This window comes from Pseudomonas sp. SA233 (genome assembly GCF_054792385.1).
This window is the reverse complement of record NZ_CP096449.1, coordinates 1,654,000-1,667,618: the sequence shown is the minus strand read 5'-3', so window position 1 is coordinate 1,667,618 and position 13,619 is coordinate 1,654,000. Positions and strand designations below refer to the sequence as shown.

Below are 13,619 nucleotides of genomic sequence, written 5' to 3'. Positions count from 1 at the left end.
CCCCAGGTGGCGTATTCACGGAATGCGGGTGCCTCACCGGCTGGCGGACCCCGTCGTTTGTCTGCCTGCGACATTAAACAGACGTTTGAACGGGCTCAATGATCGAAACTGACAAGTTATTGATCCTCGCGCACAGCGCGACTACCCTAGGAAACTCTTGTTTCCAAGGCGCTGTCCTGCTTCATGCGAAAACTCCTGGCAAGCGCCCTGGCGCTGGTGATGATCGCCGCCCTCTGCGGCTACGGTTTCTGGACCCAGCAGCGCCCGGAAGGCCATTACCTGTCCGACCTGCGCATCGAACTGGCGCTGAACCATGGCGTGCCAGGCGAGCATGGCAACCTGCTCGGCGTCGAACCGCTGCTCTACCCGGGTGACTACCAGAACCTGCAACGCCTGCACCGCAAGCTCTCGGCCTATCTGGAACAGGCCCGTACCCAAGGGCTGGTCGGCCCGCGCACGGTGGTGGTGCTACCCGAGCACATCGGCACCTGGCTGTGGGCGCGTGGCGAAAAGAACGAGCTTTATCAAGTCACGCAAAGCCGCGAAGCCCTGCAATGGCTGGAACTGAGCAACCCGCTGCGCTATGGCCTGGCCATGCTCCGTGCCGACGGGGACGACTGGCGCGCCGACGCGCACCTGCGCATGAAAGCCGAGCAGATGGCTGCGGACTACCAGCAACTGTTCGGTGGCCTGGCCAAGGAATTCAATGTCACTCTGGTGGCCGGCTCCATCGTGTTGCCCGCCCCCTACGTGAAACAGGGCGTGCTGCATGCCGGCAGCGGCCCGCTGTTCAACAGCAGCGTAGTGTTCGCCGGCGACGGCTCGCTGCTGGGCCAACCGCAACGCCAGCAGTTCCCCGACAGCGAAATGCGCCGCTATGTACATGATGGCCGCCAGCACCCGTTGCAGGTATTGCAAACCCCTGCCGGGCGCCTGGGCGTGCTGGTGGGTAGCGACAGCTGGTACCCGGAAAACCACCAGCAACTGGCCCAACAGGCAGTACAACTGATCGCCAACCCGGTGTTCCTCAGCGGCAAGGGCAGCTGGCAAGCGCCCTGGCGCGGCAATCGCCACCAGGATGCCAGCGCCGGGCTGCCCTTGCGGCGCGGCGAAGTCAGCGAACAGGCTGCATGGCAGCGACTGACCCAATCGGCCGGAACCAGCGTCAGCAGCATGAGCGTGTTCATGCGTGGGCAGTTCTGGGAACAAGGCAGCGACGGCCAGGGCTTTGCCCGCCAGGCGGGTGAATTGCTGGCAGGCACCCCCAGCCCTGGCGCCCGCTTGCTGAACCTGTGGTTGTAAGCCCATGGCCCGCCCCCGCGTGCGTCTGGGTGACCTGTCGGTTGGTTTTGTCCAGCCGCTGACCGAGGCCCTGCGTGAACTGGGCCACGACCCCGAGCCGCTGCTGCACCGCTATGGCCTGGACGCGGCACGCCTGGGCGAAGCCGGTGCGCGCTTGTCGATCCCGCGCTATATGCACCTGGGGCACGCTGCCATCGAGCTGTGCGGCGAGGCCGCGCTGGGCCTGCACATGGGGCGCCTGAGCCGCCTGGCGCATGCCGGCCTGGCCGGGGTCACCGCTGCCCAGGCACCGAACCTGGGCGAGGCGGCACGTACCCTTTTGCGCTTCGAACCGCTGTACGCCGCCAACTACCGCGGCCACTCCAGTTTTCAGGAAGATGCCCAGGGCGCCTGGCTGCGCTTCTACTCCATCAGCCCCTACAACACCTACAACCGCTTTGTCGTCGATTCCCTGCTCGCGGGCTGGTTGGCCCAGTTGAGCGACCTTGCCGGCAGACCGGTGCAGGCCGAACGCCTGGAAATCGAATTTGCCGCCCCCGCCTACGCCGAGCGTTACCAGCCGTTGTGCGGCACACCTGTGCAATTTGCCGCCGAACGCAATCAATTGCGCCTGAGCCGCGCCACGCTGCAGTTGGCCAACCCCCGACATTGCCCAAGCACCTGGCAGCACCTGTTGCAATTGTGCGAGGCGGAGATGCTGCAACGCACGCGCGTACGCAGCCTGGGTGAGCGCATCACGCACTTGCTGGGCCCGTTGCTCAATGGTGGCCGCGAACCAGACCTTGAAGAAGTGGCGCTGCACCTGCAACTGCCGACCTGGACCTTGCGCCGCAAACTGGCCGAGGAAGGCACGCGCTTTCGCGACCTGCTCAGCGAAACACGGCGCGACCTGGCCGAGACCTATATCCGCGATACGGAGTTGGCCTTTGGCGAGATTGCCTATCTGCTGGGGTTTGCGTCGGCCGAGGCCTTCCAGCGCGCGTTCAAGCGCTGGACGGGCCTTACGCCGGGGGAGTTTCGCCGCAGCCAGCGGCGGGTGGGCTAGAGCTCGGTAGCGTCGTCTGCCGGTTCCGGGGTGTCCAGTTCATAAGCCTGGAATTCGAGAAGTTCTTCCTGGTATTCGTCCATAGCCCTAAGCCCTCTTCACTCATTTTTCCTGGTAACTGTCGCCTCACCCTAGGCAGGAAGGATGAAGAAATCATGACAAGCTTATGAGTGGTAAACGTAGCAGGGGTTCAGGAAGTTATCGCGGTGCGTCTGTAACAGGGATGGATTGCCTGCACCGGCCTCTTCGCGGGTAAACCCGCTCCCACAGGTACTGCGCAGTTTTCGACATCTGCGCAGTACCTGTGGGAGCGGGTTTACCCGCGAAGAGGCCGGTACAGGCAAGCTATCAAAGGGCGGGGGAAGCGGTCTCGGCGGTTTCGGCAGGCTGGGCTTCCTGCTGCACCTCGATCGGTGCCGCCTCCGCTGGCGGCGCCACTGGCTGCGAGCCCTGGCTGTCATCCAGCACCGGCGCTGCTACCGCCTCGCTGGCCGGGGCTACAGGGGCCGGGGCTGGCGCCGCTTCAACCAAAGGCGCCGCCACCGGGGCCGGAGCCATCGGCGCTGCGGCGGCCTGCTCCGGCAGCCCCAAGGCAGCCGCTGGCGCGTCGACCTTCGGCGCGGGCTCCTCGACCTTGGCCTTGCTCTCCCGTTTAGGCTTGGGCTTTGGCAAGTAGCTTTCAACCAGGGCGAAATAGCGATCATAGAACTGCGCCGCTGTCACAGTCTCGCTGGCCACCTTGACCATCGAGTCGTCGCTGGAGCCGATCGGCATCGAAACCGACCCCAGTACACCAACGCCCAGGCTGGCGGAAGTGTTGGACTTTTTCAGGGCGTAGCGGTCCTGCAGGGCGTTGGCGAACATGGTCGAACGCTGCTCGTCGCTCACATCCGGCGCACAGGTGACGTTGAAACTGATCTGCAGGTGGTTCTCGCTGTTCTGCTGGAAGCTCTTGTTGCCCACCACCTGGTTGGCGCCGCTGCTGGTGATGATGTAGCCCTGGCTGAGCAAGGCGCGTCGGGCGGCCTCGCAGGAGCCGGCATCGCTCACCGGGAAGCTGCGCGAGAAGGTGCCCGAGTCATCGAAGTTCTCGTGCTCGTAGACGGCGGCTTTTTTCGAGGAACAACCGGTCACGCCCGCCAGCACCAGGGCCAGCCCGAGCGCACCAAAGACGGAAGATCTGGTCATTGCGAATTCCGGGTAAGTCAAGAAGGTGCCTATTGTGCAACACAGCAGGCAGGCACAGGAACCGCTGATCGGTGAAGAGTCTGTCAGGTTCGTGTAAATCTGGGTCAAGGGCGGCAATTGCCAGACGCAAAAACGAAAAAAGCGACCCTAAGGTCGCTTTCTCGTGGCTTCGAGACGTTCAAGGGGCCTCGAGGCGAAGATGGCGCAGCGGACGGGACTCGAACCCGCGACCCCCGGCGTGACAGGCCGGTATTCTAACCGACTGAACTACCGCTGCGTATCATTCAGGCTTGCGCCCGATTGAAACCTGGGTCTACCCTTCCGGCGCGATGGCCTCAGGGCATGCACAAAAAAAGCGATAACGTGATCGCTTCTCTTGTGTTTGCTTCAAGGTGTTCAAGGGACCTTGAAACGAAGATGGCGCAGCGGACGGGACTCGAACCCGCGACCCCCGGCGTGACAGGCCGGTATTCTAACCGACTGAACTACCGCTGCGTATCGCTCAGGCTTTCGCCCGATTGAAACTGGGATCAGCCCAAGGCGTTTGCCTTGTGGCTTCAGACCGGTGCCAGGCACCCATCTGATACTGAAAAATGGCGCAGCGGACGGGACTCGAACCCGCGACCCCCGGCGTGACAGGCCGGTATTCTAACCGACTGAACTACCGCTGCGCAGTGCGTTCCTCTCTGGCTATCGGTTTCTTGCGAAACCTGAAGCACCAGGAACATCTCAGGAAGTGGTGGGTGATGACGGGATCGAACCGCCGACCCTCTGCTTGTAAGGCAGATGCTCTCCCGGCTGAGCTAATCACCCTCGCGATGTTGCTTGTTGCGTTTGCTTCGCTGAGGCCGCGAAATTTACGCAGGTGGCGAAGCTAAGTCAATAGCCCCATTGAATTTTTTTCAGAAAAGCGCAAAAGCGGTGCGGTTGCCTGTGGCGGCCTCTTCGCGGGTAAACCCGCTCCCACAGGTACCGCACAGGTCTTGAGAACTGCGCTGCACCTGTGGGAGCGGGCGTGCCCGCGAAGGGGCCGGTACAGGATATGCACAAGGCTCAGGTGTAGATCATCTTGCGGGTCATGCCGCCATCGACCACGAACTCCTGGCCGGTGACGAACGCCGCTTGCCGAGACAACAGCCAGGCAACCATGGCCGCCACGTCCTCCACCGTCCCTACCCTGCCCGTCGGGTGCTGGGCATGGTCCGCCTCGGTCAACGGCTCGGCACGGCGCTGCGACGGATCACGGGCATCGATCCAGCCCGGGCTCACCGCATTGACGCGAATCTCCGGGCCCAGGCTCATGGCCAAGGCATGGGTCAAGGCCACCAGCCCGCCCTTGCTCGCTGCGTAGGCCTCGGTATCGGGTTCGGATTGCCGCGCCCGGGTGGAGGTGAGATTGACGATCGCCCCATTGTGCGCACGCAGGTACGGCGCACAATGCTTGGCCAGCAGCATCGGGCCGTTGAGGTTGACCGCCAGCACCCGGTTCCACTGCGCCAGGCTCAGGCTTTCCAGGGTCTGGTTGTGCGGGTTGGCGATGGCCGCATTGCACACCAGCGCGTCCAGGCGACCAAACTGCCCCAGCACCTCCGACACCCCGGCGCTGACCTGGGCCTCGTCGGCAACGTCCATGGTGATGAACCAGGCATTGTCACCCAGCGCCTTGGCCGCCTTTGCGCCGCGCTGGCGGTCGAGGTCGCTGAGCACCACCTGCCAGCCTTCGCAGATCAACCAGGCGGCAATACCCAGGCCGATGCCGCGTGCGGCACCGGTCACCAGGGCTACCCGGCCGTTATGGCCGGGCGTACCGCCGCGGATTTCAATCACAGTGCAGCCAACCCGCGCGCCAGGTCGGCCTGCAGGTCGGCCACATCTTCCAGGCCCACGGCAACCCGGATCAGGCTGTCACGGATACCCGCGGCTTCACGCTCCTGCGGCGTCAGGCGACCGTGGGAGGTGGTGGCCGGGTGGGCGATGGTGGTCTTGCTGTCACCCAGGTTGGTGGTGATGGAAATCACCCGGGTAGCGTCGATGAAGCGCCAGGCGCCTTCTTTGCCACCCTTGACCTCGAAGCTGACCACCGCACCGAAGCCACTCATCTGGCGCTTGGCCAGTTCGTGCTGCGGGTGGCTCGGCAGGCCGGCGTAATGCACCTTCTCCACGCCCTCCTGCTGCTCCAGCCATTCGGCCAGCAGCTGGGCGCTTTCGCAGTGCGCACGCATGCGCAGGCGCAGGGTTTCCAGGCCCTTGGTGAAGATCCAGGCGTTGAACGGGCTGAGGGTGGGGCCTGCGGTACGCAGGAAGCCCACCACTTCTTTCATCTGCTCGGCACGGCCGGCAACCACGCCACCCATGCAGCGGCCCTGGCCGTCGATGAACTTGGTGGCCGAGTGGAACACGATGTCGGCACCCAGCTTCAGCGGCTGCTGCAGCGCCGGGGTGCTGAAGCAGTTGTCCACCACCAGCATGGCGCCGTGGGCATGGGCGATTTCGCTGAGCGCGGTGATATCGACCAGCTCTGCCAGCGGGTTGGACGGCGATTCGACGATCAGCAGCTTGGTATTGGCCTTGATGGCCTTTTCCCAGCCGGCGAGGTCGACCAGTGGCACGTAGTCCACCTGCACGCCAAAGCGCTTGAAGTACTTCTCGAACAGGCTGATGGTCGAGCCGAACACGCTCTGCGAAACCAGCACATGGTCACCGGCACTGCACAGCGACATCACCACGGCGAGGATCGCCGCCATGCCGGTGGAGGTGCCCACGGCCTGCTCGGCGCCTTCCATGGCCGCCAGGCGCTCCTCGAAGGCACGCACCGACGGGTTGGTGTAGCGCGAATAGACGTTGCCCGGCGTTTCGCCTGCAAAGCGCGCGGCCGCATCGGCAGCCGTGCGGAACACATAGCTGGAGGTCAGGAACAGCGCTTCGCTGTGCTCGGCCTCCGGTGTACGGTTTTGACCGGCGCGCACCGCCAGGGTGTCGAAACCGACACCCTCGAGGTCACTGTCCAGTCGTCCGGCATCCCATTGATCCGTCATGCCGTCGCTCCCGAAATCAGTTGTTGTAGAGGTCGATGATCGCACTGACCGCCTGGTTCTTGGCCTTGGCCAGGTCGTTACGAGCCTGCTCGATGCGGTCGAGGTAGGCTTCGTCGATATCGCCAGTGACATACTCACCGTTGAACACCGCACAATCGAACTGATCGATCTTGATCTTGCCGCCACCGACCGAGTCGATCAGGTCCGGCAGGTCCTGGTAGACCAGCCAGTCGGCGCCAATCAACTCGGCCACCTGTTCGGTGGTACGGTTGTGGGCGATCAGTTCGTGAACACTCGGCATGTCGATGCCGTAGACGTTGGGGTAGCGCACGGCAGGAGCTGCGGAGCAGAAGTAGACGTTCTTGGCGCCGGCTTCGCGGGCCATCTGGATGATCTGCTTGCAGGTGGTGCCGCGCACGATCGAGTCGTCCACCAGCATCACGTTCTTGCCGCGGAACTCCAGTTCGATGGCATTGAGCTTCTGGCGTACCGATTTCTTGCGCGCGGCCTGGCCTGGCATGATGAAGGTACGGCCGATGTAGCGGTTCTTGACGAAACCTTCGCGGAACTTCACGCCCAGACGGTTGGCCAGCTCCAGGGCCGCGGTGCGGCTGGTGTCCGGGATCGGGATGACCACGTCGATGTCATGCTCGGGACGTTCGCGCATGATCTTGTCGGCCAGTTTTTCACCCATGCGCAGACGGGCCTTGTACACCGACACGCCATCCATGATCGAGTCCGGGCGGGCCAGGTAGACATGCTCGAAGATGCACGGCTGCAGCTTTGGTGCTTCGGCGCACTGCTTGGTGTACAGCTGGCCTTCTTCGGTGATGTATACCGCTTCGCCCGGCGCCAGGTCGCGGATCAGGGTGAAGCCGAGCACGTCCAGGGCCACGCTTTCCGAGGCGATCATGTATTCCACGCCTTCGTCGGTGTGACGCTGGCCGAACACCACCGGGCGGATGCCGTTGGGGTCACGGAAGCCGACGATGCCGTAGCCGGTGATCATTGCCACCACGGCGTAACCGCCAACGCAGCGGCTGTGCACGTGGGAAACCGCGGCGAACACGTCTTCTTCGGTCGGCTGCAGCTTGCCACGCACCGCCAGCTCATGGGCGAACACGTTCAGCAGTACTTCCGAGTCGGAGTTGGTGTTGACGTGGCGCAGGTCGGACTCGTAGATCTCCTTGGCCAGCTGCTCGACGTTGGTCAGGTTGCCGTTGTGTGCCAGGGTGATGCCATACGGCGAGTTGACGTAGAACGGCTGCGCCTCGGCCGAGGTCGAGCTGCCCGCCGTCGGGTAGCGCACGTGGCCGATACCGATGCTGCCGACCAGGCGCTGCATGTGGCGCTGCTGGAACACGTCGCGCACCAGGCCATTATCCTTGCGCAGAAACAACCGGCCGTCATGGCTGGTCACGATACCGGCAGCGTCCTGGCCGCGGTGCTGGAGGACCGTAAGCGCGTCATACAGCGCCTGATTGACGTTCGACTTACCGACGATACCGACGATGCCACACATGCGACGCAACCCCTACTTTGACGAAACTTGAGTGAATAGTGCTCAGGGCTTTGCCGGCCCGAGCAACTGTTCCTTGAACGGAAGATCAGCTGGAGTGCCGATCAGCCCACTGGGTGTCCACTGGCCGGTAAAACCCAGGATCAGGTTTTTCGACCAGTCGGCGACCAAGAGAAATTGTGGTATCAGGCGTGATTCCTGCCACCAGGTGTCTTGTTGAACCGGCCCCAGGCTGATGAGCCCGATGGCCACCACCACCAGCAAGGCCCCGCGCGCGGCGCCGAAGGCCATGCCCAGGAAACGATCGGTGCCGGACAACCCGGTCACGCGAATCAGCTCGCCGATGAGGAAGTTGATCATGGCCCCCACCAGCAAGGTGGCGACGAAAAGAATGGCGCAGCCGGCGATGACGCGCATCGACGGCGTCTGGATGTAGCTTTCAAGATACACCGAGAGCGAACCGCCGAACATCCAGGCAACCGCACCGGCAATGATCCAGATGAGCAAGGACAAGGCTTCCTTGACGAAGCCGCGCTTGAGACTGATCAGTGTGGAGACGGCGATGATCGCGATGATCGCCCAATCAACCAAGGTAAATGCCACGGTGCTGCCTGCAGACGTTTGAGGCGGCGCATTTTAACAGAGCGGCGGGGGCTTGGGTAAGCGGAATGTCAGGTGATTAGCGCTACCCGGGCTTACGCGATCTTTGTGGGGCCTTGTGTCGCGAAAGGGCCGCAAAGCGGCCCCGGCGATTCTGGCTGTGTCGTTGAGATCTTGGGGCCGCTTCGCGGCCCTTCCGCGACACAAGGCCGCTCCCACATGGACCGCGCCGCTGCAAGACCTATACAGAACCCGCGAATGAGCGGCAAAGCCGCCCTCCGGGTTATCAGCTGCGCTCAGGCTGGAAGCGCACCACGAAGCCCTTGAGGCTGTTCTGGCGGTTGATGGCGTCGCGCACGCGCTCGGCCTCGGCCCGCTCGATCAGCGGCCCCACGTACACGCGGTTCATGCCACCCGCCGAGCGGATATAGGCGTTGTAACCCTGGCTACGCAAGGTTTGCTGCAGCTTTTCGGCCCCGGCACGGTTGGACAGGCTGGCCAACTGGATCGACCAGCTGACCGGCAGGCCATTGACGTCGATCTTCGATGGCGCCGTCGGCGCGGCCGGCTTGGCTGCCGGCTGAGGCTCGACCTTGGCCACAGGCGCCTGCGGCTTGGCAGGCTGAGGCTGGGGCTGAGGCTGGGGCTGCACCTGCACTTGAGGCTGGGTCTGCGGTGACGGTGCAATCGGCTGGCTGGGCGTGCTCGCCGGCGCGGTGGACTCGTCCACCACCACCGGTGCCTGTTGCGGCTCTTGCGCAATGGCCTGCGGCTCCGGCACGGCGACCGGCTCCACCTTCACTTCCGGCAGGCTTGGCATGGCCGGTGCCTGCGGGGCATCGACGCGCACCTGACGCATCTCGTCCTCGCGGGTGAACAGCATCGGCAGGAAAATCACCGCCAGCGCCACCAGCACCAACGCACCCACCATGCGCTGTTTCATCCCTTTATCCAGCACTGCCATCTACTCCACCCTCCTGGGCGTGCCGCTCCAGCCATTCCAGTGCCTGGGCAACACAGAAAAACGAACCGAACAGCAAGATCTGGTCATCCGCCGTTGCCTGCGCGCATTGCCCTTCAAGGGCAGCATCGACGCTGGCATAAGACTTCACCGCGGCGCCGACGTTCGTCAAGGCCGTGGCCAGCTCCTCAGCCGGGCGGCTGCGCGGGGTATCCAGTGGCGCCACTGCCCAGTCGTCGACCAGCCCCTGCAGCGGCGCGACAACACCGTCCAGGTCCTTGTCGGCGAGCAGGCCGAACACCGCCAGGCGGCGCCCCTTCAGCGGCCGGGCCGCCAGGCGCCGGGCCAGGTACTCCGCGGCGTGCGGGTTGTGCCCGACATCCAGCAACAGTTCCAACTGCTTGCCCTGCCAGATCAGCTGGCGACGGTCGAGGCGCCCCGTGATTCGGGTATCCAGCAGCGCCTGGCGAATCTGCCCGGCGTCCCAGGGCAGCCCCATCAGCAGGTAGGCCTGCAGGGCCAGCGTGGCGTTTTCCATGGGCAGGTCGAGCAAAGGCAGGCCAAGCAGCTCTACCGGCGCTCCATCAGCCGCAGTACCCCGCCAGTTCCAGCTGCCATCGGCAATGGCCAGGTCGAAGTCACGACCACGCAGGAACAGCGGCGCAGCCAGTTCGGCGGCCTTGTCCAGCAGCGGCTGAGGCGGATCCAGGTCACCGCACAGTGCCGGCTTGCCCTGACGGAAGATGCCTGCCTTCTCGAAGGCCACCAGCTCGCGGGTATCACCCAGGTAATCGACATGATCGACGCCGATGCTGGTCACCAGGGCCAGGTCGGCATCCACCACGTTCACGGTGTCCAGGCGGCCACCAAGCCCCACTTCCAGTACCACGGCATCCAGCTGCGACTGGTAGAACAACCAGAACGCGGCCAGAGTGCCCATCTCGAAGTAGGTCAGGGAAATTTCGCCCCGCGCCGCCTCGACGGCGGCGAAGGCTTCGCACAGGCGCTCATCGCTGGCCTCTTGGCCATCGATCAGCACCCGCTCGTTGTAACGCAACAGGTGCGGCGAGCTGTACACGCCAACCTTCAACCCCTGGGCACGCAGCAGCGAGGCCACGAAGGCACAGGTCGAGCCCTTGCCGTTGGTGCCGGTTACCGTCACCACACGTGGCGCCAGCTTGCCCAGCGCCAGCCGGGCAAGCACCTTCTGCGACCGCTCCAGACCCATGTCGATGGCCGAGGGGTGCAACTGCTCGAGGTAGGCGAGCCATTCGCCCAGGGATCGTTGTTTCATCACGCGACGGCAGCCGCCTCACGCGCTTGCTCCGGGGTTTCCTGGCCGGTCATCTGCGCCAGCAGGCGGGCCAGACGCGGGCGCAGCTCGCCACGAGAGATGATCAGGTCGATGGCGCCGTGCTCCAGCAGGAACTCACTGCGCTGGAAGCCTTCCGGCAGCTTCTCGCGCACGGTCTGCTCGATCACGCGCGGGCCGGCGAAGCCGATCAGTGCCTTCGGCTCGCCGACGATCACGTCACCGAGCATGGCCAGGCTGGCGGAGACACCACCGTACACAGGGTCGGTCAGTACCGAGATGAACGGGATGCCTTCTTCGCGCAGGCGCGCCAGCACGGCCGAGGTCTTGGCCATCTGCATCAGCGAGATCAGCGCTTCCTGCATGCGTGCACCGCCCGAGGCGGAGAAGCAGACCATCGGGCAGCGGTGCTCCAGGGCATAGTTGGCCGCGCGCACGAAGCGCTCGCCGACGATGGCACCCATGGAGCCGCCCATGAACGAGAACTCGAAGGCGCTGACCACGATCGGCATGCCCATCAGGGTGCCGCTCATGGAGATCAGGGCGTCCTTCTCGCCGGTTTGCTTCTGCGCGCCAGCCAGGCGGTCCTTGTACTTCTTGCCATCACGGAACTTCAGGCGGTCGACCGGCTCCAGGTCGGCGCCCAGTTCGGCACGGCCATCGGCGTCGAGGAAGATGTCGATGCGCGCACGTGCGCCGATGCGCATGTGGTGGTTGCACTTGGGGCAGACATCCAGGGTCTTTTCCAGCTCCGGACGATACAGCACGGCCTCGCAGGCCGGGCATTTGTGCCACAGGCCTTCAGGCACCGAGCTCTTCTTCACCTCGGAACGCATGATCGAAGGGATCAGTTTGTCGACTAACCAGTTGCTCATGCTTTCTTTCTCCAGTATTGGCAGGCGTGGTCCGGTGTCCCCGGCCCTACCCTGCCCTTGAGCTCAAAATCTTTTATGAAACGATGATGGACCGGCCGCCGGGACTACCAGCGCGCCACCCCACCGCTAATGTGTTGTGTTGCCGCCACAGGCGCAGGCGGCTGCCCCGCAGGGCTGCGAAAGCTATGGACGATGGCGCGCAGCCAGCCGTCACATCTGCCATCACGCCTGTTTCACCGCACGCATGAAGGCCTCGATCTTCGCCGCGTCCTTGATGCCCTTGGCTTGCTCCACGCCGCCACTGACATCCACCGCGTACGGCCGCACCTGGGCGATGGCCTGGCCGACATTGTCGGCAGACAGCCCGCCCGCCAGGATGATCGGCTTGCTCAGGCGCGCAGGCACCAGCGACCAGTCGAACGCTTCACCGGTGCCTCCGGGTACGCCCGGCACGTAGGTGTCCAGCAGAATGCCGCGGGCACCAGCGTAAACCCGGCAGGCCGCCTCCAGGTCGTCGCCCGGGCGTACGCGCAGGGCCTTGATCCAGGGGCGGTGGTAGCCTTCGCAGTCCTGTGGGGTTTCGTCGCCGTGGAACTGTAGCAGGTCCAGCGGAACCACTTCGAGGATCTCGTTCAGCTCGCAGCGCGAAGCATTGACGAACAAACCGACCGTGGTCACGAACGGCGGCAGCTCGGCAATGATCGCCCGCGCCTGGCGCACGTCCACGGCGCGTGGGCTCTTGGCATAGAAGACGAAGCCGATGGCATCGGCCCCCGCTTCGGCAGCGGCCAGTGCGTCTTCGATGCGGGTAATCCCGCAGATCTTGCTGCGAACATTGCTCATGGACAGCGAACCCTGCTTGTTACGGTGAAAGGCCGGATGTTAGCAAATGACTTTTCGCCCGTCAGTCTGCCAATGCTTCGTAACCGGTCAAAAAGTGTGGACCGATGTAACGCTTGGGCAGCGCGTACTCCTCGGGGTACTCCACCTGTACCAGGTAGAGGCCGTATGGGTGCGCCGTGACCCCACCTTCGCGGCGGTTGCGCCCTTCCAGCACCTCACGCGCCCAGGTGACCGGGCGCTCTCCGGCACCGATGGTCATCAGTACACCGGCAATGTTACGCACCATGTGGTGCAGGAAAGCCGTGGCGCGCACGTCCAGCACGATCATCTGGCCATGGCGGGTGACGCGCAGATGGTAGATGTGCTTGATCGGCGACTTGGCCTGGCACTGGCTGGCGCGGAAGGCACTGAAGTCATGGGTACCAAGCAGGTACTGCGCGGCTTCGGCCATGCGTTCGACATCCAGCGGGCGGTGGTTCCAGGTGACTTCCTCGGCCAGGTGGGCCGGGCGGATCGGGTCGTTGTAGATGACGTAGCGGTAACGCCGGGCGCAGGCCTTGAAGCGGGCATGGAAGTCGGCCGGCATCGGCCGCGACCAGACCACGCTGATGTCATGGGGCAGGTTGAAGTTGGTGCCCATGGTCCAGGCGCGCTCATCGCGCACGGCGCGGGTGTCGAAGTGCACGATCTGCCCGCAGCCATGCACACCGGCGTCGGTGCGCCCGGCGCAGATTACCGAGATCGGCTCGTTGGCCACCTTGGACAGCGCCTGCTCCAGGGCCTGCTGGACACTGGGCACGCCACTGGCCTGGCGCTGCCAGCCACGGTAGCGCGCGCCTTTGTATTCCACGCCCAGGGCGATGCGGGAGTAGCCTTCGGCCGCAGACTCGGCGGCGGCGGTGTCGATGATGTCCAAGAGCATGAAACCTGTGGGGGTGT

12 protein-coding genes and 4 tRNA genes are annotated in these 13,619 nt (G+C 64.3%); 2 read left to right on the top strand and 14 right to left on the bottom strand.

What is annotated here, in order from left to right:
* The first annotated feature begins 183 nt into the window (after window positions 1–183).
* Entirely contained in the window at window positions 184–1,302 is a 1,119-nt protein-coding gene (locus M1D87_RS07795) for a nitrilase-related carbon-nitrogen hydrolase (RefSeq protein ID WP_024086535.1), read from the top strand.
* Window positions 1,303–1,306: 4 nt separating this feature from the next.
* A complete protein-coding gene (locus tag M1D87_RS07790; protein ID WP_123084799.1) occupies window positions 1,307–2,347 on the top strand; it encodes an AraC family transcriptional regulator in 1,041 nt (346 codons plus the stop codon).
* A 348-nt stretch (window positions 2,348–2,695) separates the two neighbouring features.
* On the opposite strand, the gene M1D87_RS07785 is transcribed toward M1D87_RS07790, so the two are convergent.
* From M1D87_RS07785 to truA, 14 genes are all read right to left on the bottom strand, one after another.
* Window positions 2,696–3,535, bottom strand: coding sequence for a DUF2242 domain-containing protein (locus tag M1D87_RS07785; protein WP_123084798.1), 840 nt, complete (start codon window positions 3,533–3,535; stop codon window positions 2,696–2,698).
* 200 nt (window positions 3,536–3,735) lie between these two features.
* Window positions 3,736–3,812, bottom strand: a tRNA-Asp gene (locus tag M1D87_RS07780).
* Window positions 3,813–3,953: 141 nt separating this feature from the next.
* Window positions 3,954–4,030, bottom strand: a tRNA-Asp gene (locus M1D87_RS07775).
* A gap of 99 nt (window positions 4,031–4,129) precedes the next feature.
* Window positions 4,130–4,206, bottom strand: a tRNA-Asp gene (locus tag M1D87_RS07770).
* Window positions 4,207–4,272: 66 nt separating this feature from the next.
* Window positions 4,273–4,348: transfer RNA gene (locus tag M1D87_RS07765), tRNA-Val, on the bottom strand.
* 240 nt (window positions 4,349–4,588) lie between these two features.
* Complete coding sequence (locus tag M1D87_RS07760; RefSeq protein ID WP_013971614.1) at window positions 4,589–5,362, bottom strand: SDR family oxidoreductase; 774 nt, start codon at window positions 5,360–5,362, stop codon at window positions 4,589–4,591.
* Window positions 5,359–6,570: an O-succinylhomoserine sulfhydrylase gene (locus M1D87_RS07755; RefSeq protein WP_003258500.1), complete on the bottom strand. Its 1,212-nt coding sequence runs from the start codon at window positions 6,568–6,570 to the stop codon at window positions 5,359–5,361. The genes M1D87_RS07760 and M1D87_RS07755 overlap by 4 nt, the downstream gene beginning before the upstream one ends.
* 16 nt (window positions 6,571–6,586) lie before the next feature.
* Window positions 6,587–8,092 carry an amidophosphoribosyltransferase gene (purF, locus tag M1D87_RS07750; protein WP_013971613.1) on the bottom strand — a complete coding sequence of 502 codons (1,506 nt, stop codon included), beginning with the start codon at window positions 8,090–8,092 and terminating at the stop codon, window positions 6,587–6,589.
* A 42-nt stretch (window positions 8,093–8,134) separates the two neighbouring features.
* Window positions 8,135–8,692, bottom strand: coding sequence for a CvpA family protein (locus M1D87_RS07745; protein WP_013971612.1), 558 nt, complete (start codon window positions 8,690–8,692; stop codon window positions 8,135–8,137).
* Window positions 8,693–8,975: 283 nt separating this feature from the next.
* A complete protein-coding gene (locus tag M1D87_RS07740) occupies window positions 8,976–9,653 on the bottom strand; it encodes an SPOR domain-containing protein (RefSeq protein WP_123084796.1) in 678 nt (225 codons plus the stop codon).
* Window positions 9,637–10,944, bottom strand: coding sequence for a bifunctional tetrahydrofolate synthase/dihydrofolate synthase (gene folC, locus M1D87_RS07735; protein ID WP_039614553.1), 1,308 nt, complete (start codon window positions 10,942–10,944; stop codon window positions 9,637–9,639). Before folC ends, M1D87_RS07740 begins: the two co-directional genes overlap by 17 nt.
* The gene (gene accD, locus M1D87_RS07730; RefSeq protein ID WP_013971609.1) at window positions 10,944–11,837 is read right to left on the bottom strand and encodes an acetyl-CoA carboxylase, carboxyltransferase subunit beta; all 894 of its coding nucleotides are present in this window, start codon (window positions 11,835–11,837) and stop codon (window positions 10,944–10,946) included. The genes folC and accD overlap by 1 nt, the downstream gene beginning before the upstream one ends.
* A 222-nt stretch (window positions 11,838–12,059) precedes the next feature.
* Window positions 12,060–12,680, bottom strand: coding sequence for a phosphoribosylanthranilate isomerase (locus M1D87_RS07725; RefSeq protein ID WP_123084795.1), 621 nt, complete (start codon window positions 12,678–12,680; stop codon window positions 12,060–12,062).
* Between the two features lie 61 nt (window positions 12,681–12,741).
* Window positions 12,742–13,602: a tRNA pseudouridine(38-40) synthase TruA gene (gene truA / locus M1D87_RS07720; RefSeq protein ID WP_025338241.1), complete on the bottom strand. Its 861-nt coding sequence runs from the start codon at window positions 13,600–13,602 to the stop codon at window positions 12,742–12,744.
* Between the last annotated feature and the right edge of the window lie 17 nt (window positions 13,603–13,619).